The organism is Burkholderia sp. Bp9015 (assembly GCF_003853505.1).
Lineage (GTDB): Bacteria > Pseudomonadota > Gammaproteobacteria > Burkholderiales > Burkholderiaceae > Burkholderia.
In genome coordinates this window covers 126,154-151,820 of the sequence record NZ_QTPZ01000002.1, presented here as the reverse complement: position 1 = coordinate 151,820, position 25,667 = coordinate 126,154, and the positions used below count along the sequence as shown (strand labels likewise).

The following is a 25,667-nucleotide window of genomic DNA, read 5'->3' as shown; positions in this document are numbered from 1 at the left end:
TACCATGCGCCGGCGAACGGCGGAAGCCCGGAGGCCGCCACCGTCGTCCGCGAGACGGCCTCACACTAGAAATCGGCAACCTTGCCCCAGGCGGAATCGGCGAACCGGCCCGGCTGATACGGTACCGGGTCCACGATCGGCGGCGCCCCGGTGGCGAGATCCGCGATCAGGTGACCGGCGCCGGGGCCGATGCCGAAACCGTGTCCGGAAAAGCCCGCCGCCAGGATCAATCCCGGCACGCCCGGCACTTCGCCGATACCCGGGACGCCGTCCGGCGTGCTGTCGACGTACCCGGCCCATGCGTGCGTGATCGTGGCTTCGCGCAGTTCGGGCAGCAGTTCGACGGCACGACGATAGGTTTCGGTGACGGTCGGCATGTCGGGCTTCGGATCGAGGATGCGCACCGCCTCCATCGGGGTCGGCGCATCGAGCCGCCACCGCTTGAGCGTTTCGTGGCCGCCGCGCATGCCCTCGAGGCCGCCCGGCAGCAGATTGCGCCAGCGCTTCGCGAACATCGGCACGAACTGCGGGGCGAACCGCAGGAACTGCGGCGTCACGTCCACGCGCGCGCGGCCGCTGATGGCGAGTGCGTAGCGTCCGTCGTCGCGGCGCGTGACGGACACGCCGGAGGTGTACAGCGCATCCGGCAAGCGCTGTTCGACGGGCGACACGCTCAGGATCGACTGACGGATCGACGCCTGCGGAAAGCGGATGCCGAGCTGGCGGCAGAACGACGACGCCCACGCGCCGCCGGCGAGCACGACCGTCTTCGTCCTGATGACGCCGGCCTCGGTGACCACGCCGCCGACGCGCCCGCCCTCGAGTTCGATCCCGCGCGCAGCACAGTGCTGGTGGACGCTGCCGCCCAGCTTCATCAGTGCTGCCGCCACGGCCGGCGCGGCCTTGCCCGGGTCGGCCGTGCCGTCGGTCGGCGAGAACACGCCGCCCTTCCACTGCCGGCCCGTCACGCGCCCGCGCTCGCCGGCCTGCTTGCTGTCGAGCATGTACGTCGTCACGCCCGCGGTCTTCGCGAAGTCGCCCCAGCTGGCCCAGCGGGACAGCTCGGCCTCGTCATTGCTCAGATACAGCAGCCCGCAGCGATGAAAGCCCGTGTCTTCGCCGGATTCGGCGGCGAATCGTTCCCACAGGTCGATGCTCTTGCTCGCCATCGGCAATTCGCGCGCGTCGCGGTTCTGCTGCCGGCACCAGCCCCAGTTGCGGCTCGACTGCTCGGCGCCGATGCGGCCCTTCTCGACCAGCGCGACCGACATGCCGCGCCGGGCGAGGTAGTACGCGGTAAAGACGCCGATGATGCCGCCGCCGATCACGACGACGTCGGCCGAGGCCGGCAGCGTGGGCGAGGTTTCGATAAGGCGCAGCGGAGGGGACATGGTCAGTCTCGTTCGGTGGATACGTGGACGTTCTGCACGACGTAGAATTTCGCCACGCGCTCGCTGCTTTCCCACCCGATCGACGCGCCGCGCGGCACGAACAGCGCGTCGCCGGCGCCGAGCGACAGCACGCTGCCGTCGGGCGCCGCGAACCGGACGCTGCCGGCCAGCAGGAGCATGAACTCGTTCACGCGATGCGGGCGAACGATCCGGTGATACGGCGTCGAATCCCACGTGCCCGCGCAGTACGCGGCGCCGTCGTCGACGAACACGTTGTCGCTGCGGCATTGCGGCGCGGGGCCGAGCAGGACCTCCGGCGGCAGCGTCGCGGACGGCTTGAAGTCGGCGTCGGCGCGCAGCGCGAACACGCCGCGCTTCGTCGGTGTCGCGCACGCGGCCGCGCAGAACGTGAACAGCACGCGCGATGCCGCGGTGACGCGCAGCGCCGTGCCGCCGCCGATCACGGCCCCTTCTCCCGGGCCCAGCACGAGCGGTGCGGCGCCGGCCGCTTCGAGCGTCAGCTCGCCTTCGATGATCGCGATGGTTTCGATGTGCGGAAAGCTCGCCACGTCGAGTTCGCCGGCGAAGGCGATACGTCCGGCGGCCATCGCGTCGGGCCCTTCCCAGGCGATCTCCCGATGTCGCGCGAACGGATCGTTCGCGCCGAACGCCTGCTGGCGAAACGCGGTTGACGAAGGTGCGCCGTCGGCACGGTGCAACACGAAAGCTGCGGTCATTTCTGCTCCTGTGCAGTGCGCGGCGGCCGGTTTGAAAACCGTCGCGCGATATCGGAAATGGTCGTTCGCCGGCGCGCTCGCCGGCCATCCGTCAGGCGTGCCCGTCGCCGTTGCGCCTACGCGGCGTGACACGACGCTGCGCGGCGCTCGGTGTGCGGGCGCATCGAAGACGGTCGCGCAGGCGTGCCCGGCCGCGCGACCACGTAATCGCGCGGCGTGATCCCGAGTACCCGCCGGAAATGCCGGCACAGGTGGCTCTGATCGAAGAAGCCGACCTCGGTCGCGACGACCGAAGGCGCGAGGCCGGAGCGCAGCAAGTCCTGCGCACGCCGCACGCGCACGAGGCACAGATACCGGTGCGGCGACAACCCGACTTCGCCGCGAAAGCGTGCGGTGAAACGCGACACGCTCAATCCGGCCACCGCCGCGAGCGTGTCGAGGTTCAGCGGCTGCGCGAACGACGCATCGATCGTGCGCAGCACGTCGCCGATCGCCGGCGATACGGGCTGCGGAACACGCGGTGCGCGAGGCGTCGCGCCTTCGTCCGCGTCGTGGAACGGAGTGACCATGCTCGCCGTCCTCATGCGGCCGCCTGCGCGTCAGCGCGCGGCGCGGCGCCGGGCGCGCCCGGCCCGGCCATCGTGTCGCCGCCGGTCCCGTCGCGGCGGCCGTTGCCGGCGGCGGGCGGGCAAACGAATCGTGCGGTCATATCCAATCCTCCGGGGGCAGTCGCTTCAGTGCAGGAAATCCTGGATCCGGTAATACGCGCCGACGATCGGCAGAAACCACGCGTGCCCGAAATGGCCGGGCATCGCCGGCCATTCGAGGTCGCGCCACGGATTCGACGCGGCGGCGCCGTACAGCACGTCGGCCATCACGCGGCCCATGTGCACCGACATCTGCACGCCGTGGCCGCTGTAGCCCATCGAGTAATAGAGCCCGTCGTGCTGGCCCGCGCGCGGCAGCCGGTCGGCGGTGATGTCCACCAGCCCGCCCCAGCAGTAATCGAGCCGCACCTTGGCCAGTTCCGGGAAATACCCGGCCATGCCGGCGCGCAGGATGTCGCCGCTTTTCGCGTCGGAGCGCGGGCTCGACATCGCGAAGCGCGCGCGGCCGCCGAACAGCAGCCGGTTGTCGGGCGTCACGCGGAAGTAGTTGCCGATCTGGCGCGACGTCACGTAGGCGCGGCGCTGCGGGAACAGCCGGTTCAACTGTGCGTCGGGCAGCGGCTCGGTCACGACGATGAAGCTGCCGACCGGCGCGATACGCCGCCGGAACCAGCCGAACGGGCCGTGCTGCGATGCGCCGGTCGCGACCAGCACGCGATCGGCGACGATCCTGCCGCGCGTGCAGGTGATCGCGTGGCGCTCGCCGTCGAGCCGCTCGAGCTGCGTGACGGCCGCATGCTCGTAAACGCGTGCGCCGGCGCGCACGGCCGCCTGCGCAAGCCCGACGCCGAACTTGCCCATGTGCATCTGCGCGCCGTTGCGCTGCAGGAGTCCGCCGTAGAAACCGTCGGAAGCGACTTCGTCGCGAATCCGCGCCGGCTCGATCAGTTCGATGTCCGGATCGACATCGCGGCGCAACGCGTCGAAGGTCTTTTCGAGCCCCGCGAAATGCTGTGGCTTCGCGGCGAGCTTCAGCTTGCCCGCCCGCCGGAAATCGCAGTCGATCGCGTGCTCGACGACGATCGTCTCGACGCTCTTCACCGCGCTTTCGTACGCGCGATAGAACTGCTTCGCCGGCTCCGCGCCGATGCGCGCGGCCAGCGACGCGTAATCCTGCGCGACGCCCGTGTTGCACTGGCCGCCGTTGCGGCCGGACGCTTCGCCCGCGACCTGCGCGGCTTCGAGCACGACCACCGATACGCCGCGCTGCGCGAGCGCCAGCGCCGCCGACAGGCCGGTGAAGCCGCCGCCGATCACGACCACGTCGGCCCGCCCTTCGACGGGCCCTTCGCAGCCGGCGCGAAACGCGGGGCGGGTATCCAGCCAGTACGATTCGAATTTCATCGGATTCTTCTCGAGCATGTCGGCGACGACGATCGGCGGCCGTTCATGGGAAATCATTTAATCACCATCAAAAACCGCAGTTGCCGCGTATTCGCGCGCGGCACGCGCACAAAGCGCCGTTTTGCGCGACCGCCGCAGCAGACTATGCGGTGCGCCGTTCGCCGCTTCACTTGCCACGTCGTGCGCGGCGAACTTCCGGCGTGTCGCGCGCTACAGCTGCACCGGCTGCTCGGGCGCGGCACCCTCCGGCGCCGGTTCCGCCTGGAAGCGCGCGAGGTCTTCCTCGCTGCGATGGCACAGCACCTGCGCGCCGTTGCCGAGCGTGCGCAGCGCCGGTGCCGTCCGGTTGCAGACGCCGTCCACGCGCATCGCGCAGCGCGACAGGAACGGACACAGCTCGGCCTCGTTCTCGCGTTCGCCGATCGGCACCAGCGGCCGGTGGCAACGCTCGGCCGCATCGTCGAGCCAGCCCGCGCGCAGCTCCGGCGCGGACGACACCAGCAGATGCGAATACGGGTGATAAGGCGGCGCGCACAGCGCGTCGCGGCTACCGGTTTCGACACGGCGGCCCGCGTACAGCACGACGATGTCGTCGCTGATCGCGCGCACCTTCGCGATGTCGTGCGTGATGAACACGTACGACACGCCGAGCTTCGCCTGCAGGTCGCGCAGCAGATCCATGATCGCGGCACCGACGACCGTATCGAGTGCCGACGTGACTTCGTCGCACAGGATCAGGTCGGGCTCGGCCGCGAGCGCGCGCGCGAGGTTCACGCGCTGCTTCTGCCCGCCGGACAGCTCGCCGGTACGCCGCGAGGCCACCGCGGGCGGCAGCCGCACGAGTTCGAGCAGCTCGGCGACGCGCTGCCGCGCACGCGCGCCCTTGATCCCGTGGTAAAACGCGAGCGGCCGCGCGAGCGTGCGCTCGACGGTATGCACCGGGTTGAGCGCGGTATCGGCGTTCTGGAACACGATCTGCACGCGGCGGTGCTGCTCCTTCGTGCGCCTGGCGATATCGAGCGCGAGCGGCTCGCCGTCGAGCAGAATCTTCCCGGCCGCCGCCGGGACCAGGCCCGCGATCACCTTGGCGAGCGTCGTCTTGCCCGAGCCCGATTCGCCGATCACGCCGACCGTCTGCCCGCGCCCGATGCGCAGGTCGACTTCGTGCAGGATCAGCTTCGCGGGCCAGCCCTTTGCCGTCCGGCCGCCGTAACCGGCGACCGCACCGCGCACGTCGAGCAGCGGCGCCGGTTCGGCCGGCGCCGGTTTCTCGTCGCGTTGCGCATCGTTCGGCGTGACGGCCGCGATCAGGCTCTGCGTGTACGGGTGCACCGGCGCATGCAGGATCTGCTCGGTCGCGCCCGCCTCGCGGATCACGCCGTCGCTCAGCACGACGATCCGGTCGGCCATCTGCGCGACCACCGCCAGATCGTGCGACACGTACACCGCGCTCATCCCGCAGCGCCGGATCACGCTCTTGAACGCCTGCAGCACGTCGATCTGCGTGGTCACGTCGAGCGCGGTGGTCGGCTCGTCGAGGATCACGAGCTTCGGATCGGTGATCAGCGCCATCGCGGCCATCAGCCGCTGCAACTGGCCGCCCGACACCTGGTGCGGATAACGCTTGCCGATCGTCTCGGGCTCCGGCAGCGCGAGCGCGCGGAACAGCTCGACCGCCTTCGCCTGCGCGTCGCGCTTCGTCATCGTCTTGTGGATCAGCGCGCTCTCGATCACCTGGTCGAGAATCGTGCGCGACGGATTGAACGCGGCGGCCGCGCTCTGTGCGATGTACGCGACCTTCCGACCGCGCAGCGCGGTCAGGCCTTGCGCGGACAGCGTGCAGACGTCCGTGCCGCCGATCTTCACCGAGCCGCCGGCGATCCGGCAGCCGGTGCGCGCATGGCCCATCAGCGACAGCGCGATCGTCGTCTTGCCGGAGCCCGATTCGCCGATCAGCGCGAGCACCTCGCCGCGCCCGATCTCGAAGTCGACGCCGTGGACGATCGTCGTTTCCTCGCCGCCCGGCCGGCCGCCGACCACGCGCAGCCCGCGCACCTCGACGAGCGGAGTCGATTCATCTCGCATCAGTGTTCTCCCGCGGCCGCGGCCGCGCCCTTGCGGCGGCCGCGATGCGGCAGGCCGTCGATCAACAGGTTGACGCCCACCGTCAGGATCGCGATCGCGACCGCAGGCATGATCGCGACGGCCGAGCCGTCGCCGAGGCTCGCGATGTTCTCGCGCACGAGCGAGCCGAGGTCCGCGTACGGCGGCTGCACGCCGAGCCCGAGAAAGCTCAGGCCGCTCAGCAGCAGCACGACGAACGTGAAGCGCAGCCCGGTATCGGCGAGCATCGGATGGATCATGTTCGGCAGCATCTCGACGCACGCGATGTACAGCGCGCTCTCGCCGCGCGCCCGCGCCACCTGCACGAATTCGAGCGTGCTGATGTTGACCGCCAGCGCGCGCGCGATCCGGTACGAGCCCGGCATGTAGCTGACCGCGGCGGTGAGGACCAGCAGCGGCAGCGACGAGCCGAAGGCCGCGACGAACATCAGCGCGAACATCTTCGAAGGAATCGACGTGAGCGCATCGAGCAGCCGGCTCATCGTCTCGTCGACCGCGCGGCCCGACACGGTCGCGAGCAGCCCGAGCGTCGTGCCGGTCAGCGCGGCGAGCAGCACGGCCGCGAGCGCGAGCAGCACGGTCAGCCGCGTGCCGTACAGGATCCGGCTCAGCATGTCGCGGCCGAGGAAGTCGGCGCCGAACGGCAGCTTCGCGCTGAACGGCGCGAACACGTCCGGCGTGACGATCGCGCCGACGTCGTGCGGCGCGAGCAGCGGCGCGAACACCGCGATGAACAGCATCAGGCCGACCATCGACAGGCCGATGCGGCCGCCGGTCGTCAGTCTGATGCGCGCGGCGCGGCGCTTGCGCGGCTGGTCGGGGGACGGCGCGGCGGGCGGCGTCGCGCCTCCCGACGGCGAGCGCGGTTCGCCTGACGGCGGCAGCGCGGTGCTGCGATGAACGGGTTCGGTCGGGTGCATGGTCGGCATCTCGGAAGGTGGGCGGGACGCTCAGGTCCGCAATCTCGGGTTCGACACGATCGAGCAGAGGTCGGCGAACAGCACGAGCGTCAGGTAGGCGACGCAGAAGATCAGCGTGCAGGCCTGGACCAGCGGGAAATCGCGATTGCCGACCGCATCGACCATCAGGCTCGCGAGGCCCGGATAGTTGAAGATCGTCTCGACGACGATCACGCCGCCGAGCAGGTACGACAGGCTCAGCGCGATCGCATTGGCGATCGGCCCGATCGCGTTCGGCAGCGCATGGCGCAGCACGACGCGCGCGGGGCTCGCGCCCTTGAGCACGGCCATCTCGACATACGACGCGCTCAACTGCTCGATCACCGCGGCGCGCGTCATCCGCGCCATCTGCGCGATCACGACCGCGCACAGCGTCAGCACCGGCATCGCGTACGCGCGCAGGAAATCGTGCAGGCTTTCGATCGGGCCGCTGTACGACAGCGCGGACAGCCAGTGCAGCTTCACGGCGAGCACGAGCACGGCGACCGTCGCGATCAGGAACTCAGGCGTCGCGACGAGCGCCAGCGTGCCGAGGCTGATCACGCGGTCGACCACCGACTCGCGCTTGACCGCCGCGAGGATGCCGAGCAGCAGCGCGATCGGCACCGACACGGCGGTCGTGATCGCCGCGAGCGCGAGCGACTTCGGCAGGCGCCCGCCGATCATCGCCGACACCGGCATGTCGCCGGACAGCGAACGGCCGAAATCGCCGTGCAGCAGCCCGGTGAGCCAGTTCAGGTAGCGCACGTGGGCCGGCATGTCGAGGCCGAACTGCTGGCGCAGCGCGGCGACCGTCTCGGGCGTCGCCGACTGGCCGAGCGCGGCCTGCGCGGCATCGCCCGGCAGCAGGTTCGTGATCGTGAAGATGATCGCGGACACGATCAGCAGCGTCAGCGCGGTGACCGCGATGCGCCGGCCGATCAGTCCAAGCAGGATTCGATTCATGAAACTTCACTCCCGTAGAGGCCGCGTGCGGCCGGCGCGGCAATCCGCACCGGCCGCACGGCGGCGGCACGCGCCGGCGTCAGGCGTTCCACCACACGTGCTCGGCGAACATGAAGCCCATCATCCCGCCGGTCGGGATCGAGCCGAGGCCCGCGAGCCGCTTGTCGTAGCCGTCGAGGAAGCTGATGAAGGCCGGGATGCCGACCCTGCACTGCTGCGCGACGAGCACCTGCATGTCGCCGTACATCTGCTTGCGCTTCGCGTCGTCGGTTTCCGAGCGCGCGGCGAGCAGCAGCTGGTCGAACTTCGGGTTCTTCCAGCCCGACTCGTTCCACGGCGCGTCCGACTTGAAGAACTGCGTGAACAGCACGTCGGCGCTCGAACGCGGGTTGATGTTGCCGAAGCCGAGCGGATGCTTCATCCAGTGATTCGACCAGTAGCCGTCCGCCGACACGCGGTTCACCTGCAGGTTCAGCCCGATCTTCTGGCCGGCCTGCTGCAGCAGCACGGCCATCTCGATCGACCCGTTCGCGTCGGAGGTCGCATAGATCGGCGGCAGCGCGGCGCCCAGCGCGCCCGCCTTCTGGAACAGGAACTTCGCCTTGTCCGGATCGTACGGCCGCTGCGGCAGCGACGCGTTGAAGTAGCGATGCCCCGGCGGGATCGGCTGGTCGTTGCCGATCACCGCGTAGCCGCGGAACACCGCCGAGCGGATCTGCTCGCGATTGAACAGGTACTTCATCCCTTCGACGAAATCGGGGTTCGCGACGATCGGGTTGTCGCTGCGCATGATCAGGTCGGTATAGAGCCCCGACTTGGTTTCCTGCAGCGCATAGCCCGGCGTCGACGCGACCCGCTGCGTCGAGCGCGGATCGATCGCGTTGATCAGGTGCACGTCGCCCGACAGCAGCGCGTTCAGGCGCGCGGCGCTGTCGCTGATGCCGATCAGCTCGATCTCGTCGAGGTACGGCATCCCCGGCTTGAAGTAGCTGTCGTTGCGCACGCCGACGGTCGACACGCCCGGCTTGAACGACTTCAGCTTGTACGGGCCGCAACCGATGCCGGTGCTGAAATCGGTCGTGCCGTCCTTGACGATCACGAGTTGCGGCGTCGCGAGGATCACCGGCAGATCGGCATTCGCGCTCGCGAGCACGAGCGTGACCTCGTCCGGGCCGCTCGCCTTCGCGTCGGCGAACTGATCGGCGAGCGGCTTGACCTTCGACGCGGTGGCCGCATTCTTGTGGCGCATCAGCGAGTACACCACGTCGGCCGGCGTGACCGGTTTCCCGTCGTGGAACGTGACGCCCTTGCGCAGCTTGATGATCCACGTCTTCGCGTCGGTCGTCTGCAACGACTGGGCGAGATTCATCTGCGGCGTCAGGCTCGCATCGAGCTGCGTGAGGCCGCTGTAGAACATGAAGAAACGGATGTAGTCGGCGCCCGTCGAACCCTTGGCCGGGTCGAGCGTATCGGCCGTCGAGCCCGATTCGTTCGCAACCCGAATCTTGCCGCCGCGCTTGGGCGCGGGTGCCGCAAACGCAGTCCCGGGTTGCATCAGCAGCCCGCCGGCGCCGGCGGCCATCATGCCGCTCGCCGCCATGACCCGCATCATGTCGCGGCGCGTGAAGCCGCCCTTGCTGCCGTTGTCGATATCGTCGCTCATCCGAACTGCTCCTGACTGTGGAAAGTGGGTCCTGGGGTCCAGCGTGGTTCGAGAATCCCGTCGTGCCCGTGTGCTGGTCGCGGGCGCGACGTCGTGCGCATTGAGTTCATTTAAGCATCGCCAAAATGCGGGTTATCGCGATTCGGGGCGGCTGCACGATACGATTCGACCGTTTTGGACCGCCCGCGCAGCATGATTTGCTGCGTGACCACGCGTACCGCCATCGGCTCGATGCCGCGTCGCGACCACTGCGCAATACGTGCGCGACGAAGGAAATCGTAAAGTGATACGCGCGGCAGATTGCGCCGACAAAATTGGCCGCGCGGCATCCGAAACGCGTTCGACACTCGCAAACCGCATGTTTGTGTGGAATGCGCGCTCGCGGCCCGCGGCGCCCGGTACGACCGGAACGTCGCGCGCGCATCGGACGGCGGGCGCATGAAAGGTCAGGAGATTGCCGCGACGTCGAAGCGGCTTTGCCGGACGACGGGCGGACAACAGGGATGCGTCCGGATGATCCGACGCCGGGCGCGAACCCGTGACGGGCCGTCAAGCCGCGACTCCCCGCTGCGACGCGGTCGGAGCCGGCAGGTTGGTGAGCACCACGCCGAACACTTGCCGGCGTGGCGTCAGGAAAACGAGGTGACGGCGTTGCCGGCGGGTGCGCACGCGGCGGCCAGCAGTCGGGCGATCAGGCGGTCAGGCAGTCAGACGTCGAGCAATCAGGCAGCCGGGCAGGACCGCACGAAGGCAGTCAGGAAATAGGGCAGGAGGGACGGCGGGCAGTCAGGCAGTCGGGCAGTCGGCCAGTCGGCCAGTCGGCCAGTCGGCCAGTCGGCCAGTCGGCCAGTCGGGCAGTCGGGCAGTCGGGCAGTCGGGCGGTCACGCAGTCACGCAGTCACGCAGTCACGCAGTCAGACAGTCACGCAGTCAGACAGTCGAGCAATCAAGCCGTCAGCCTGAACACCGACACGGCGGCCCTCAACCGTGCCGCCTGTTCATCCAGCGAGGACGCGGCCGCGGCGGCCTGCTCCACCAGCGCGGCATTTTGCTGGGTCACTTCATCCATCTGCGCGACCGCCAGGCCGATCTGTTCGATGCCGGTACTTTGCTCGGCGGATGCCGCGGTAATCTCGCCCATGATGTCGGCGACCCGGTCGATCGACCGGACGATCTCCGTCATGCGCGCGCCGGCCGTCTCGACGAGCCGGCTGCCGCTGCCGACCCGCTCGACCGACGCCTCGATCAATCCCTTGATGTCTTTCGCGGCCGCCGCGCTGCGTTGCGCGAGCGAGCGGACCTCCGCGGCCACGACCGCGAACCCGCGCCCTTCCTCACCCGCCCTCGCGGCTTCGACCGCGGCATTGAGCGCGAGAATGTTGGTCTGGAACGCGATGCTCTCGATCACGACGGTAATGTCGGCGATCCGCACCGATCCGTCCGAAATCTGCCGCATCGTTTCGACGACTTCCCGCACGGCGGCGCCGCCGAGTTCGGTCGCCTCCTTCGCGTGGGTCACGAGCGCGTTCGCCTGACGTGCATTGTCGGCATTCTGTTTGACCGTCGACGTGATCTGCTCCATGCTGGCGGCCGTTTGCTGCAGCGACGCGGCCTGTTCCTCCGTGCGCTGGGACAGGTCCAGGTTGCCTTGCGCGATCTCGCCGGTGCCGACGGCGATCGAGCGGGTCGTGGTCTGGATGTCGGCGATGGTTTCGGTGAGTCGCGCCTTCATGTCGCCGAGCGCGACGAGCAGGCTGCCCGGCGCGGCGTGCGCCGTATCGAACTGCACGTCCAGTTCGCCGGCGGCGATGCGGGCCGCGATCCCGGCCGCCTGCGCGGGCTCGCCGCCCAGCGTCCGCCGGACGCTGCGCAACACCCCCCACGCGATCGCCGCGAGCGCCGCGGCGATGACGAGCGTGATGGCGCCGAGCACCTGCGCGAGCCGCGCAAACGCCGCGTTGATGTCGTCGTAGAAGAATCCGGTGCCGATCCACCAGTCCCAGTCCGGAACGGCGACCACGCCCTGCAGTTTCGGCTCCACGTCCGCGTCCGGGCTGCGCTTGATCAGCACGTCGACGAGCGCGAAATGCGCCTGGGCCATTCCGGCGCGGTACGCCTCGCTGTCGGTCAGGCCGCTGGTCGTGCGGTTGCCCTTCGCGCGGGTGCCGATGAACTTCGCGTTCGGATGCACGAGGTTGACGCCGTCGGACGTCGTCACCCAGTAGTAGCTCTTCGAATTCGCATTGAGCGCGGACAACGCGGCCTTGGCCTGCTGCTGGGCCTGCTCCCGGGTGAGCGTTCCGCTCGCCTGCATCGCGCGATACGAGTCGACCAGATGCTCGGCTTTGGTGAGCAGAATGACGATCTCGTCACGACGGCTGTCGATCAGCGCGTCGCGCAGCGTGTGCAGCGACATCGCGGCGAGCAATGCAACGCCGAGCAGCGCCGCGACGACGAGCATCAGCAGTTTCGTGGACAACTTCATGCGGGGGGCCTCGCGATATTAACCGTTCGGTACATATATCGGCTCGGACGGCCCCGCCTTGAATGGCGCCGTATCGGTAATTACCCTCGGTTCGTGCGGTGAGCGGACGCGTGAAGCGGCAAGGCCGTCGCGCCCCTCTTGGCCGGTCCTGACAGGCCTGCCGGCACGGCCGCGCGCGCAGGGCGCGCAGCCGCCCGCCGGCGCGGCGGCGACGCTTACAGCCCGAGCTGCGTCGCGAGGTGGCCGATGTCCGACACCTCGTAATAGTTGTAGAACGGCGTGCCCGGCTCGTGCCCGCGATTGACGAACGCCTTGTGCTTGATGCCGAGATCCTCGGCCGTCATCAGGTCGTAGCGCAGGCTCGACGACACGTGCAGCACGTCCTCGGGCTTGCAGCCGAGCTTGCCGAACATGTATTCGAAGCCCTGCATGCGCGGCTTGTACGACTGCGCCTGCTGCGCGGTGAACACCGCATGGAACGGCGCGCCGAGCTTGTCGACGTTGCTCATGATCTGCTCGTCCATGGCGTTCGACAGGATCACGAGCTTGTACTTCTGCGCGAGCCGCGACAGGCCGGCCGGCACGTCCGGATGCGGGCCCCACGTCGGCACCGCATGATAGAAGCGCTCGGCCTCGGCTTCGTCGAACGGCGTGCCGATGCGCGCGCAGGTGCGCCGGATCGCGTTGACGACGACGTCGCGGTACGGCTTCCACGCCCCGAGCACCTCGTCGAGCCGATAGGCGGCGAACGCGCGCACGAAATCCTCCATCGCGACCGGCGACAGCCGGTCCGCGTAGATCTCGCGCGCCAGGTCCGCCATCTGGAAGCGGGTCAGCGTGCCGTAGCAGTCGAACGTGATGAACTTCGGTTCAAATTGGATCATGGTGAGGTCCTGTCGGTATGAAACCCCGGCAGGGCCGGGGACGGGCTGGGTTCAACGCAATTGAATCAGGGCAAAAAATCCGTCGCGCATCGTTCGACGCCGGTCGAAACGCAGATTCGCCGCGTGTTGCGGGCCGCGGGCAGCACGATCTGCGGCACGGTCGCGCGCGGCGCCGCGGGCCACCCCGGCAGGCTTCGCGCGACCGCGGCGCGCCAACCGCCCGGCGGGCCCGGCGCGGCTCGCCCGGGCGGCGCCGCTGCAGTTCCATCGTAGTGTCATTCCCACAGCAGAAGCTGTCGGATTGGCGTGCCGCGCCGGCACGAAGCGCGCGTTCGCGCGCGCCGATCGCGCCGGTTTGCGTCGATCTCGCCCGGCCGCCCGCCGTCGCCGGAAAACAGGCGAATCGTCCTATCCGCGCCGCGATGTCGCTGGCAGAGTCGATATGTCATTCCTACCCATCCGGAGTCCGGCGTGTCCGATCTCAACCCTTCCAGCACGCTCATCTATCGTCCGTTTACCGACACCGACCTGCCCGCCGCGCATCGTCTGTCGGAAGCGGTCAAGTGGCCGCACCGTCTCGACGACTGGCGCTTCGCGCTCCAGCTCGGCCACGGCTTCGTCGCCGAAGACGAAGGCGGCATCGTCGGCACCGCGCTCGGCTGGCGATTCGGCGACGCGCACGCATCGCTCGGCATGGTGATCGTGTCGCCCGAGCGCCAGAGCCGCGGCATCGGCCGAGAACTGCTCGCGCGCGTCGTCGACAGCCTCGGCGCACGCACGATCTTCCTGCATGCGACGCCGTCCGGCGAACCGCTCTACGTGAAATTCGGCTTCGAGGCGATCGGCACGATCGACCAGCACCAGGGCGCCGCGTTCCAGCCGCCGCTGATCTCGCTGCCGCCGGGCGAGCGCCTGCGCCCGCTCGGCACCAACGACGGCCCGCGCCTCGCGGCGCTCGCCTCGCGCGCGGCAGGCTATCCGCGCGACGCGGTGATCGATGCGCTGCTCGGCGTCGCGAACGGGATCGCGCTCGATCGCGACGGCGAACTGCTCGGCTTCGCGCTGTTCCGCCGCTTCGGCCGCGGCCATGTGATCGGCCCGGTGGTCGCGCCCGACGCGCTGCGCGCGCAGGCGCTGATCAGCCACTGGCTCGCGCTGCACGAAGGGATGTTCGTGCGGCTCGACGTGCCGGGCGACAGCGGGCTGTCGGACTGGCTGCAGGGGCTCGGGCTGCCGCGCGTCGACACGGTCGTCGCGATGGCGCGCGGCGCGGCGCCCGCGCGCGACCCGGCGCTGCGCACGTTCGCGATCGTGAACCAGGCGCTCGGCTGAGCGGCACGCGCGATGAGCTTTCTCTACAAGGCCGACCCGGTGCGCGGCGCGCAATGGGCGCAGCGCTTCGCGCAACAGGCGCCCGACCTCCCGTTCCGGATCTGGCCGGACCTCGGCGACCCTGAAACCGTCCGCTATCTCGCCGCCTGGCAGCCGCCCGACGATCCGGCCGCGCTGCTGCCGAATCTCGAGGTCGTGTTCTCCGTCGGCGCCGGCATCGACCAGTTCGACCTGTCGCGCGTGCCCGCGCGCATCCCGGTCGTGCGGATGATCGAGCCGGGCATCGTCGAAGGGATGGTCGAGTACGTAACGCAGGCGGTGCTGACGATCCACCGCGACCTGTTCGACTACGCGGCGCAGCAGCGCGCGCAGGTGTGGCGCGAGCGGCCGGTGCGCGCGGCCGCGTCGCGGCGCGTCGGCGTGCTCGGGCTCGGCACGCTCGGCCAGGCCGTGCTCGACACGCTGCGGCGCTTCGGCTTCCCGTGCGCCGGCTGGAGCCGCACGCCGCGCACGCTCGACGGCATCGACTGCTACGCGGGCGACGCGGCACTCGACGCGTTCCTCGCCCGCACCGACATCCTGATCTGCCTGCTCCCGCTCACCGACGGCACGCGCGAGCTGCTCGGCGCACGCGTGTTCGACGCGCTGCCGGCCGGCGCGTCGCTCGTGCAGGTCGGGCGCGGCCCGCAGCTCGACGAGGCCGCGTTGCTCGCGGCGCTCGCGAGCGGCCGGCTCGACAGCGCGATCCTCGACGTGACGGACCCCGAGCCGTTGCCGGCCGGCCACCCGTTCTGGACGCACGCGCGTATCCGGATCACGCCGCACATCGCGAGCGCGACGCGGCCCGATACCGCGGTCGACGCCGTGCTCGCGAACCTCGCGCGCCACCGCGCGGGCCAGCCGATGATCGGCGTCGTCGATCGCGCGCGCGGCTACTGACGCGCGCGCCCGGCCCGGCGGGGCGCGCAGCAGAAAATGCCGAAGCGTCCCGTGCAAACACCGTTTTCATACGTTTCAGGGCGCAAATTGAAGACACGTGCGGATTTCTCGCCCGGTAGCATGAACTCACGCTGACACCCGACGAGAGTCCCTCCCCGCCATGAACCAAGCCGCGCTGATCGAAGCCGATCGTCAACACCTGATCCACCCCGTCGTCAACTACCGCGTGCACGAGGCGCGCGGCGTCACCGTGCTCGACTCCGCGAGCGGCGTGTTCCTGCGCGACGCCGACGGCCATACGCTGCTCGATGCGTTCTCGGGCCTGTGGTGCGTGAACGTCGGCTACGGCCGCGACAGCATCGTGAAGGCCGCCGCCGACCAGATGGCGAAGCTGCCCTACGCGACCGGCTATTTCCATTTCGGCTCGCAACCGGCGATCGAGCTTGCCGAGCGGCTCGCCGCGCTCGCGCCGCCTTCGCTGAACCGCGTGTACTTCACGCTCGGCGGCTCGGACGCGGTCGACTCCGCGGTGCGCTTCATCACGCACTATTTCAACGCGACCGGCCGCCCGTCGAAGAAGCACATGATCGCGCTCGAACGCGGCTATCACGGCTCGTCGTCGATCGGCGCCGGCCTGACCGCGCTGCCGGCGTTCCACCGTCATTTCGACCTGCCGCGCGCGGACCAACACCACATCCCGTCGCCCTACCCGTACCGCCATCCGCTCGGCGACGATCCGCAGGCGCTGATCGCCGCGTCGGTCGCCGCGCTGGAAGCGAAAGTCGCCGAACTCGGCGCGGACAACGTCGCCGCGTTCTTCTGCGAACCGGTGCAGGGTTCCGGCGGCGTGATCGTGCCGCCGGCCGGCTGGCTGAAGGCAATGCGCGACGCGTGCCGGCGCCTCGGCATCCTGTTCGTCGCCGACGAGGTGATCACCGGCTTCGGCCGCACGGGCCCGCTGTTCGCGTGCGAGACCGAACAGGTCGACCCGGACCTGATGACCGTCGCGAAGGGCCTGACCGCCGGCTACGCGCCGATGGGCGCGGTGCTGATGTCCGACGAAATCTACGAAGGCATCGCGGGCAGCCGCGCGGAGTCGGCCGCGGTCGGTCACGGGCATACGTATTCCGCGCATCCGGTCAGCGCGGCGATCGGCCTCGAGGTGCTGAAGCTCTATCACGAAGGCGGGCTGCTCGCGAACGGCCAGGCGCTGGCGCCGCGCTTCGCGGCGGGGCTCGATGCGCTGCGCGCGCATCCGCTCGTCGGCGACGCGCGTTCGGCCGGCCTGCTCGGCGCGCTCGAGCTGGTGGCCGACAAGGCGCACAAGACGCGCTTCGACCCGGCGCTGAACGTGCCGGACAAGATCGCGGCGGCCGCGTACGCGAACGGCGTGGTGTTTCGCGCGTTCGGCGACGGCGTGCTCGGTTTCGCGCCGGCGCTGAGCTTCACCGCGGGCGAGTTCGACCTGATGTTCGAACGCGTGCGCAAGACGCTCGACGACGTGCTGGCCGACCCGGGCGTGCAGCGCGCGCTCGACGTCGCGCACGCGCAGCCGGCCTGACGGGCCGAGGGAAAGCCGGGCTTGTGGCGGCCATCGTTCGACTCTAAAGTAACCGGACATTCCATTTTTTCCCCTCTCACGTAACCATGACGGACAGCAAGCTGGATCGCATCGACCTGCGCATCCTCTCCCAGTTGCAGAAGCGCGGCCGCATGACCAACGTCGAGCTGGCCGATGCGGTCGGGCTGTCGCCGAGCCCGTGCCTGATCCGCGTGAAGCGGCTCGAGAAGGCCGGCTACATCGGCGGCTACGGCGCGCACATCCAGCTCGAGAAGCTCGGCGACGTGCAGGTCGTGTTCACCGAGGTCACGCTGGCCGACCACCGGCGCGAGGACTTCGACCGCTTCGTCGCGGCGATCCGCAACGTCGACGAGATCGTCGAATGCCACCTCGCGAGCGGCGGCTACGACTATCTGCTGAAGTTCATCACGCGCAGCGTGAGCCATTACCAGACGATCGTCGAAGGGCTGCTCGAGCAGAACATCGGCATCGAGAAGTATTTCAGTTACGTGATCATCAAGTCGCCGTTCGTCAAACGGCACTACCCGCTCGAATCGCTGTTCGGCGAACGGCACTGACCGCGGCACGCGGCACCCTTGAACGCGGCAGCCCGCTGTCCGCGCGGGGTCGTCGCGCGCCGGCGTCGCCGCCGAACCGCCTCACCCAAGGACCTGTCATGCCGCTTACGCTGTCCCGCACCGAACTCGTTCGCACCGCCAACCTGATCGACGGCGCCTGGCGCGACGCGCTCGACGGTCGTCGCTTCGACGTCACCGATCCGGCGACGCTCGACCTCGTTGCCCACGCACCCGACAGCGGCGCCGCCGACGCGCGCGCCGCGACCGACGCGGCCGCACGCGCGCTGCCCGGCTGGCGCGCGACGCCCGCGCGCGAACGCGCCGCGATCCTGCGTGCGTGGCACGCGGCGATCGTCGCGCACACCGACGATCTCGCGAAGCTGATGTCGCGCGAACAGGGCAAGCCGCTCGCCGAAGCGCGCGGCGAAGTCGCCTATGGCGCGTCGTACGTGCAGTGGTTCGCCGAGGAAGCGACGCGCACGTATGGCGACCTGATTCCGCAGCAGCAGCGCGGCAAGCGGTTGAGTGCGGTGAAGGAGCCGATCGGCATCGTCGCCGCGATCACGCCGTGGAATTTCCCGCTCGCGATGATCGCGCGCAAGATCGCGCCCGCGCTCGCGGCCGGCTGCACGGTCGTCGCGAAGCCGGCGGAGGACACGCCGCTCACCGCGCTCGCGCTGGCCTTCCTCGCGCAGGAAGCCGGCGTGCCGCCCGGCGTGCTGAACCTGATCGCCGCGTCGCGAGAACGCGGCATCGACGCGGTGGCCGACTGGCTCGCCGACGGCCGCGTGCGCAAGATCACGTTCACCGGCTCGACGCCCGTCGGCAAGCTGCTCGCGCGCGAGTCGGCCGCGACGCTGAAGAAGCTGTCGCTGGAGCTCGGCGGCAATGCGCCGTTCATCGTGTTCGACGATGCCGAGCTCGACGCCGCGGTCGACGGGCTGATGGCCGCCAAGTTCCGCAACGGCGGCCAGACCTGCGTGTCGCCGAACCGCGTGTACGTGCAGGCCGGCGCCTACGAGGCCTTCGCCGCGAAGCTCGCCGCGCGCGTTGCCGCGCTGAAGGTTGCGCCTGCAACCGACCCGGCCGCACAGATCGGCCCGATGATCAACGCGCGCGCGGTCGACAAGATCGCGCGCCATGTCGGCGACGCGATCGAGCGCGGCGCGCGCGTGCTGACGGGCGGCACGCGCCTGACCGAACTCGGGCCGCACTACTACGCGCCGACGGTGCTCGCCGACGCCACCGCCGACATGCAGCTGACCTGCGAGGAAACCTTCGGCCCGGTCGCCGCGCTGTTCCGGTTCGATACCGAGGACGAGGCCGTCGATGCCGCGAACGACACGCCGTTCGGGCTTGCCGCGTATTTCTACACGCAGGACGTGCGGCGCATCGCGCGCGTGTCGGCGCGGCTCGAAACCGGCATCGTCGGGATCAACGAAGGCGCGCTCGCGAGCGAGGCCGCACCGTTCGGCGGCGTGAAGGAATCGGGCTACGGCCGCGAAGGTTCGCGCTACGGCCTCGACGACTACCTGTCGATCAAGTACCTGTGCCAGGGCGGGCTCGACTGATCCCGCGCCGGCGCGTGCAGCCGCCCGGCGTCGCCGCGGCTGCATGCCCGTTGCGCGGTGCGCCGCTGCCGCACACGTTTGCGGCGCCGGGTGCGGCGATCGCGGCGCGAATCGGCCTCGATTTCCGGGCATACTTGCCGTTAACCCGGATTTGACCCGCGCCGCTGCAGATGCAGCGAGCTTCCCGCACGAGCGCCAGCCATGCCTGCACCCACTTCGATCGAGAAAATTGCCGACTGGGCCGGCCGCAATTACTTGATCGTCGGCGTGCTGGGCACGCTGATGTCGCTGGCGGCGCTCGGCATCAGCGCGGCCACGCTGTGGGCCGCACGCAGCGAAGTGGTCGAACATGCGCACGAGACGTCGCGCAACGTCGCCGCCGTCCTGGTCAGCGAGATCGGGCGCACCGTCGAAACGTCCAACAATGCGCTCGTCGCACTCGCCGCCAACCTCCGCAACCCCGCGGTCGCGCGCATCGACACCGGGCTGCGTCACGACGTGCTGTTCGAGCGCACGACCGCGCAATACATGACCGGCATGGGCGTGACGAACCGCGACGGCCGGCAGATCGACGGATGCTGCGGCCCGCACCACAACTGGGATTTCAGCGATCGCGACTACTTCAAGGTCCATCGCGATGCGCACAACGTCGGCCTCTACGTGTCCGAGGCGTATAGCGCGCGTTCGCGCGGCGGCACGAGATCCATCGCGCTGTCGCGGCGCATCGAACGGCCGGATCACTCGTTCGACGGAATCGTGGTGGTCGCGATCGACCTCGCCTACTTCGATCACCTGCTGTCGCGCCTGAACGTCGGACCGCACGGCGTCAGCGCGATCCTGCGCGCGGACGGCACGATCCTCGCGAGAAACCCGCCGTTGAGCGATCAGCAGATCAGCCGGCTGCGCCGCACGAAGTCGTTCGTGCAGATGCTGAGCCGCGACTCGGGCTTCTATGCGGCGCGCTCGAGCATCGACGGCGTCGCGCGGCTCTATACGTACCAGCACGTGCCCGGCACGCCGTTGATCGCGGTCGTGGCCCCGGCCGAGGGCGACGTGCTGGCCGGCATCACGCGCCTGACGTGGACGGTCGGCGTGTCGGCGTCCGTCATCGGCGCGCTGTTCTGCGCGGTGGTGTGGCTGCTCGCGTTCGCGCTGCGCGACAACCTGCGCAAGCAGACGCTGCTCACCGACCAGACGCGCACCGATCCGCTGACGGGCCTGCACAACCGGCGCGCGCTCGATGCGGCGCTCGCCGACGAATGGGAGCGGCTGCAGCGCGGCAGCGGCGGCAGCCTGTCGGTGCTGTTCATCGACGCCGACCACTTCAAGCAATACAACGACCGCTACGGCCATGCGCAAGGCGACACGGCGCTGCGCTTTCTCGCCGAATGCATCCGCGCGAACGTGCGGCGGCGCGGCGACATCGCTGCACGCTACGGCGGCGAGGAATTCGTCGCGGTGCTGCCCGATACGGACGAAAGCGGCGCCGCGGAAGTCGCGGAAGCGATCCGGTGCGCCGTCGAACACAGCCGGCTCGACGGCTTCGATGCAACGATTCCGCCGTTCACGGTCAGCATCGGCTGCGCGACCGGCCATCGCGCGCACCCGCGGACCGTGCATGCGCTGTCGCATCAGGCGGACCTCGCGCTCTATGCGGCCAAGCGGCACGGCAGAAACCGCGTGTGCCGCGCCGACGCGGATTCGGCCGCCGAGGCGGCGTGATCGCGCCGGTTATCGTCGTCGTTCCGGGGAACACCAGTCCGGCCGGACGCACGCATGGCCGGCGCGTTGCGATGCGCCGCCGATGGCCCGCTCGCCTCGTCCATCACGTTCAGTATCACGAATTCACCAAATAGTGAGCATTCGCGCGCTTCGACCGCGCCCCGCAACAAATCCTTAACGGCTGCGTCACGATCGCCCACGACAATCCGCCATCTTCAACACACCGGATGGAGTTTTGCATGTTTGCGTCACGAAGCCGTTTCCCGCTGCACGTCGCAGCGCTGTCGAGTGCGATCGTTCTCGCCGCGTGCGGCGGCGGCGACGATGTCGCGTCGACCACCCCGACCAGCGCGGCCATGCCGGCGCCGCCGGCCGACCCCGGCTTCGTCGACAGCGCGCCCGTGCCGAGCGTGCCGGCCTTCGTCGACAACATCGCGACCAACCAGCGCGGCGACGCGCGCTATGCGACGCTGTCGACCAACGCCGCGGTACGCGTGGTGAGCCGCTTCCTCGACCTGTGGCAGCCGTCGACGATGCTCGTCGACGCGGGCGTGACCGCGGCCGCGAACGGCGCGTTTCCGGCGATCTCGCCGTCGACCTGCTCGGGCCTGCCCGGCAGCGGCGCGCCGTGCGGCACGATCCTGAACGACACGGTGCTCGCGGCCAATGTTCAATACGTGGTCAACGCAACGACCGCGCGCACGCAACAGCAGGCCGATGCCGCCTACTTCGACGACCGGCGCGGCAAGGGCTACAGCGTGACCGACGGCATGGGCCCGCTCACCGACGCGTGGCGCACGGCCGCACAGCAGACGACCAGCATCACCAGCGTGCCCGCCGACGCCACCACGGTGCTGTACAACGACAGCGGCAACAACGTCGGCGTCGGCAGCAGCGCCAACGCGAACTTCGGGAAAGTCGTCGACCTGCTCAACGAAATGGGCAACAACGCGTCGACCGAACCGTCGAAGCGCTTCTACAAGTACGCACGGCCGTACCGCTGGAGCGCGAGCGTGGTCGTCGCGCCGACGCTCGTGCCGGCGGAAAGCACGACGCCCGCGACCGACGGCGGCTTCATCAGCGGCCACACGGCCGAAGCGATGCGCGACGCGATGACGATGGCGTGGCTCGTGCCGGAGCGCTTCCAGGAGATGGTCAGCCGCGGCCTCGAACTGGGCGAGAACCGGATCCTCGCCGGCATGCACTCGCCGCTCGACGTGATCGGCGGCCGCATGCTCGCGCTGGCCATCAGCGCGGCGAACCTCACCGCGTACGCGAGCGACGCGCAGGCCGCGTACGGTCAGGCTCACCAGGCGCTTCAGCAACTCACGGGGACGACCGGCGCGACCTTCGCCGCGTTCGCGCATTCGGGCACGACGGCCACCGACCGCTTCGCCGATTACGCGACCAACAAGGCCGCTTTCACGCGCCGCATGACGTTCGGCTTCGGCGCGATCGAATCGACCGATGCACCGGCCGTCGTGCCGAAGGGCGCGGAGGTTCTGCTGCAGACGCGCTTTCCCTACCTGAGCGCCGACCAGCGGCGCGTCGTGCTGAAGACCACCGAAGTGCAGTCCGGCTATCCGGTGATGGACGATGCGGAAGGCTGGGGCCGCCTGAACCTGTTCGCCGCGGGCGACGGCTACGGCGCGTTCAACGGCAACGTGATCGTGTCGATGGATGCGTCGCAGGGCGGGCTCAATGCGGCCGACCAGTGGCGCAACGACATCGCGGGCGCGGGCAAGCTGACGCTGCAAGGCACCGGCACGCTGACGCTGGCGGGCGACAACCGCTATACGGGCGGCACGCAGGTCAGCGGCGGCACGCTCGCCGCGGCATCGGCAAGCGCGTTCGGCACCGGCGACGTGTACGTCGGCGCCGGCGGCAGCGTGAAGATCGCGGCAAGCGCACCCGTCACGATCGCGACGCGCTACACCCAGCTCGACAACACGACGCTCGAACTCGACATCGACGGCAACGGCGGCGGACGCCTGCGCGTGGGCGGCCCGCTCACCATCGCCGGCGGCACGCTGCACGTGAAGTTCGTGAACGGCTATGCGCCGAAGGCCGGCGACACGATCGCGCTGATCGACGGCGCGGCGGCTTCCGCGAAGTTCTCGACGGTGACGGTCGACGGGTTCAAGGCGACGCCGGTTTATACGGCGACGGGGGTGTCGGTCAGGTTGTCGGCATCGTAACCGGCATGGGCCATCGATCCTTGCGACGGCGCCGCCCGTGGGCGGCGTCGGCGGGTACCGCTTCGTCGCGATGACCGGGAACAACGGCAGCGTCCGCGATACGGTGCCGGGCAAACGCGATCCGTTCGCACCGTCGTTCACGTCGGACATCGGTGCGGACGCGACGCTTCATTACCCATTCGAGCGCGCGCGCTGAACGACCTGTTCGATCGCGCCATATCCGTCAGCTCCTGCGACGGCCCGTGGGTCACGCCGGGCGCACCGCGTAGCCTGTTTGCGTCGATCGCCTACGCGTTCCAGTTCGATTCGGTTTCCCGTCGGCGGCCAACCGCCGTTCTGCTTCGAAGGTCTCGTTTCTCGGTCGTCTGGGTCCGAGTGCATGTGTCCACGCGGACACTCAGCATGAGCTTTCGCACAGATAATGACAAATTTCACATACTTTTCGCGCAGCAGATTCGCTAGGATCATTTCCCTGCTTTTCCGATTCATATTTTCTCGCAAGGAATGGCGAAAAATGAAGAAACCTGTCCGACGCGCAATCATCGCATTTGCGCTTTTGATAAATGCGCAGCTTTCGAACGCGCAAGCCATTGCGGTTGACACGCCGCAATCCAATGGCGCTCTGCCCGTGACGCTACCTCAACCGGATTACGCTTCGCAGCGCGTGAAAGTCGGTTTGTCGAGCGCAGAAACGACGCTCGTCCTTCCGTGGTTCGTGGAGGAACTGATCGCGACAATCGACACCTGCTATTCGCTGAATGAAGCAGCCAGTGATTATGCAGGGCGTTTAAAGCGCGGTCTTTGATCAATAGTCCGTTATCAAGCCAAGGAACAGGTCGACGGTAGCCGGACGCCAGAACGCCCGCTGCGCCGCATCGGGCATTTTCTGTTTCAGTGCGTACGACGGACATCCGTCATATTTTGAATTGCCGACGGAGCCTATAAGCCATTAACCGTCGGCACGCTTGCCCGGCGTTGATGCCGGCACCTTTTCATCAGGAGGTAGCGCATGAACCGCATACCGGACGAATCGACCGCGTTCCGGATCGGTGCTCGCCGCGTTCGAACGATGCAGCTGGACGGCGGCATCCTGGCCGCACAGGTGGGTAGCGAACCGCCCGCGGTCATCGTACTGAACGGCGGACAAGCCTTCGTCTCGAAGACGACTTCGCGCCGGCTGCGGCGCGACCTGCTCCGCGTCGCCGGCATCTTGCCGCCCGACACGCCATTCGTCCTGCTCGGGTATCCTGACAAGCCCGGTGCGCAATACCGGATCGCCGACATCGTCGAGCATCTCGCGCGCGGCATCGCCGCGCATTGGCAGTGCACGACGCTCATCGGCATCTCGTTCGGCGGCGTCGTGGCGGCGCGCCTCGCGGCCGCCCACCCGGAACGCGTCTCGCGACTCGGGCTGGTTTCGAGCGCGCATCGCCTCGCCCCGAACGGCTGCCGGCTCATCGAGCAGCAAATCGTGCATACGACCCGCTCCGATTTCGTCCGCCTGCTCGAAACGATGTCCGGATGCTTCCGCGCCAGCTGGCGCAACATGCTCCTGCGCGCGGCGCTGTTCAGTCGACGCCGCCACGTCGCGTCATCGGTCAACGAACGACACGTCATTGTCCGCACCCTGCGCGCCTTGCGTGACGATGCGCGCGACGATTCGCCGTGGCCGCGGCGGATCCGCGCGGATACGTTGATCGTCGGCGGCGCCGACGACCCGATCTTCGCCGACGCGGCGCTCGAAACTTCCGCGTGGGTGCCGTCGGTGACCCATCATGCGCTGCCAGGCGAAGGGCACATGGTGATGATCGAGCGCCGGAAGCAGGTTGCGCGACTCGTTCGGAACTGGCTCGCCGCGCGATCCTGATGTTCGTGTCCGACGTAGACGGCTGCGCACGATCGATCCGGTGAGATCCGGGACGCTGTGCCACTGCCCCGTGGACAGGCGTGTGCGCAAATTGCCGTTGGCCCCTCACCGGATTTTCAAAAAAGGCGCCTCGGACTTCCCGTTTCGTCGCCTTCCATGTCCGCCGCGCGGGCCAGAACGACGTCGAGGATCGCATGCATGAGCGCCGAATCCGGCTGGCGCCGGCCGACGTCGCGGCAACGTCATCACGCGACGCGACCGCTGCGCAGGCAGCCTCGCCCGCGGCCCGGGCACGACGCGGCCGCACCGGGTACGAAATATGCGCACATCCCGGATTGCCGGTTGCCCGGCAAATGTTGCAACGCAGGCAACCGGCGTCATGACCCACAATTACAGGAGAAAAGTGATGACCCTGCTTATCTACCTGCTCGGATGGATCGTTTTCATCGCCGGCGTGGCATGGGGCCTGATGACGCTGCATGTGTCGCAGCACATCATCGAGATCGTCGCCGTCATTCTGTTCGGCATCGCGGTGATCACGGGCGCGACGCGCGCGCGCCATCGCGACCGCACGTAGTCGCGGAACGGGCGCCGGATTTCGCTGCATTCAGGCGTCGCGCAGGTCAACGGCCCGTCGCCGGACGCCCGCGCGGGTTATCCGTACTACCCGAGGCGGCGCGTCGTGCCGGCGCCGCCGCG

The 25,667-nt window shown here is 69.0% G+C and carries 22 protein-coding genes; 11 read left to right on the top strand and 11 right to left on the bottom strand.

What is annotated here, in order from left to right:
* Positions 1-65: 65 nt before the first annotated feature.
* From DIE12_RS03025 to DIE12_RS02975, 11 genes are all read right to left on the bottom strand, one after another.
* Positions 66-1,391: an FAD-binding oxidoreductase gene (locus DIE12_RS03025; RefSeq protein WP_124487269.1), complete on the bottom strand. Its 1,326-nt coding sequence runs from the start codon at positions 1,389-1,391 to the stop codon at positions 66-68.
* 2 nt (positions 1,392-1,393) lie between these two features.
* Positions 1,394-2,128 (bottom strand): cupin domain-containing protein, encoded by a 735-nt coding sequence (locus DIE12_RS03020; RefSeq protein ID WP_124519858.1) that lies wholly within the window; start codon positions 2,126-2,128, stop codon positions 1,394-1,396.
* Positions 2,129-2,244: 116 nt separating this feature from the next.
* Positions 2,245-2,697, bottom strand: coding sequence for a helix-turn-helix domain-containing protein (locus DIE12_RS03015; RefSeq protein ID WP_124519859.1), 453 nt, complete (start codon positions 2,695-2,697; stop codon positions 2,245-2,247).
* A gap of 11 nt (positions 2,698-2,708) precedes the next feature.
* Complete coding sequence (locus DIE12_RS38465) at positions 2,709-2,837, bottom strand: hypothetical protein (RefSeq protein ID WP_260428994.1); 129 nt, start codon at positions 2,835-2,837, stop codon at positions 2,709-2,711.
* 25 nt (positions 2,838-2,862) lie between these two features.
* Positions 2,863-4,197 carry an FAD-binding oxidoreductase gene (locus DIE12_RS03010; RefSeq protein WP_185640852.1) on the bottom strand — a complete coding sequence of 445 codons (1,335 nt, stop codon included), beginning with the start codon at positions 4,195-4,197 and terminating at the stop codon, positions 2,863-2,865.
* 153 nt (positions 4,198-4,350) lie between these two features.
* Positions 4,351-6,225 (bottom strand): ABC transporter ATP-binding protein, encoded by a 1,875-nt coding sequence (locus tag DIE12_RS03005; RefSeq protein WP_124519860.1) that lies wholly within the window; start codon positions 6,223-6,225, stop codon positions 4,351-4,353.
* The gene (locus tag DIE12_RS03000; protein WP_124519861.1) at positions 6,225-7,184 is read right to left on the bottom strand and encodes an ABC transporter permease; all 960 of its coding nucleotides are present in this window, start codon (positions 7,182-7,184) and stop codon (positions 6,225-6,227) included. The genes DIE12_RS03005 and DIE12_RS03000 overlap by 1 nt, the downstream gene beginning before the upstream one ends.
* A 30-nt stretch (positions 7,185-7,214) precedes the next feature.
* The gene (locus DIE12_RS02995) at positions 7,215-8,168 is read right to left on the bottom strand and encodes an ABC transporter permease (RefSeq protein WP_044844269.1); all 954 of its coding nucleotides are present in this window, start codon (positions 8,166-8,168) and stop codon (positions 7,215-7,217) included.
* 79 nt (positions 8,169-8,247) lie between these two features.
* The gene (locus tag DIE12_RS02990; protein ID WP_124487275.1) at positions 8,248-9,831 is read right to left on the bottom strand and encodes an ABC transporter substrate-binding protein; all 1,584 of its coding nucleotides are present in this window, start codon (positions 9,829-9,831) and stop codon (positions 8,248-8,250) included.
* 946 nt (positions 9,832-10,777) lie between these two features.
* Complete coding sequence (locus DIE12_RS02980; protein ID WP_124487277.1) at positions 10,778-12,316, bottom strand: methyl-accepting chemotaxis protein; 1,539 nt, start codon at positions 12,314-12,316, stop codon at positions 10,778-10,780.
* A 215-nt stretch (positions 12,317-12,531) separates the two neighbouring features.
* On the bottom strand, positions 12,532-13,200 hold the full coding sequence (locus DIE12_RS02975) for a haloacid dehalogenase type II (protein ID WP_044844272.1): 669 nt from the start codon (positions 13,198-13,200) through the stop codon (positions 12,532-12,534).
* Between the two features lie 471 nt (positions 13,201-13,671).
* Here DIE12_RS02975 and DIE12_RS02970 point away from each other — a divergent pair, with 471 nt between their 5' ends.
* The 11 genes from DIE12_RS02970 (at position 13,672) to DIE12_RS37935 (ending at position 25,545) form a co-directional block, all read left to right on the top strand.
* The gene (locus DIE12_RS02970; protein WP_044844273.1) at positions 13,672-14,532 is read left to right on the top strand and encodes a GNAT family N-acetyltransferase; all 861 of its coding nucleotides are present in this window, start codon (positions 13,672-13,674) and stop codon (positions 14,530-14,532) included.
* 12 nt (positions 14,533-14,544) lie between these two features.
* Positions 14,545-15,471: a glyoxylate/hydroxypyruvate reductase A gene (locus tag DIE12_RS02965; RefSeq protein WP_124519862.1), complete on the top strand. Its 927-nt coding sequence runs from the start codon at positions 14,545-14,547 to the stop codon at positions 15,469-15,471.
* A gap of 160 nt (positions 15,472-15,631) precedes the next feature.
* On the top strand, positions 15,632-17,032 hold the full coding sequence (locus tag DIE12_RS02960) for an aspartate aminotransferase family protein (RefSeq protein ID WP_044844275.1): 1,401 nt from the start codon (positions 15,632-15,634) through the stop codon (positions 17,030-17,032).
* An 86-nt stretch (positions 17,033-17,118) separates the two neighbouring features.
* Entirely contained in the window at positions 17,119-17,610 is a 492-nt protein-coding gene (locus DIE12_RS02955) for an Lrp/AsnC family transcriptional regulator (protein WP_006749694.1), read from the top strand.
* Positions 17,611-17,708: 98 nt separating this feature from the next.
* Entirely contained in the window at positions 17,709-19,181 is a 1,473-nt protein-coding gene (locus tag DIE12_RS02950) for an NAD-dependent succinate-semialdehyde dehydrogenase (RefSeq protein ID WP_124519863.1), read from the top strand.
* A gap of 201 nt (positions 19,182-19,382) precedes the next feature.
* Positions 19,383-20,903, top strand: coding sequence for a GGDEF domain-containing protein (locus DIE12_RS02945; protein ID WP_124519864.1), 1,521 nt, complete (start codon positions 19,383-19,385; stop codon positions 20,901-20,903).
* 239 nt (positions 20,904-21,142) lie between these two features.
* Positions 21,143-23,101 carry a phosphatase PAP2 family protein gene (locus DIE12_RS02940; protein WP_124519865.1) on the top strand — a complete coding sequence of 653 codons (1,959 nt, stop codon included), beginning with the start codon at positions 21,143-21,145 and terminating at the stop codon, positions 23,099-23,101.
* A gap of 37 nt (positions 23,102-23,138) precedes the next feature.
* A complete protein-coding gene (locus tag DIE12_RS37940; RefSeq protein ID WP_185640944.1) occupies positions 23,139-23,297 on the top strand; it encodes a hypothetical protein in 159 nt (52 codons plus the stop codon).
* 318 nt (positions 23,298-23,615) lie between these two features.
* Positions 23,616-23,906 (top strand): hypothetical protein, encoded by a 291-nt coding sequence (locus DIE12_RS02930; RefSeq protein WP_124519866.1) that lies wholly within the window; start codon positions 23,616-23,618, stop codon positions 23,904-23,906.
* 264 nt (positions 23,907-24,170) lie between these two features.
* Positions 24,171-24,968, top strand: coding sequence for an alpha/beta fold hydrolase (locus tag DIE12_RS02925; RefSeq protein ID WP_185640945.1), 798 nt, complete (start codon positions 24,171-24,173; stop codon positions 24,966-24,968).
* Between the two features lie 406 nt (positions 24,969-25,374).
* Positions 25,375-25,545, top strand: coding sequence for a hypothetical protein (locus DIE12_RS37935; RefSeq protein WP_185640854.1), 171 nt, complete (start codon positions 25,375-25,377; stop codon positions 25,543-25,545).
* The last annotated feature ends 122 nt before the right edge of the window (positions 25,546-25,667 follow it).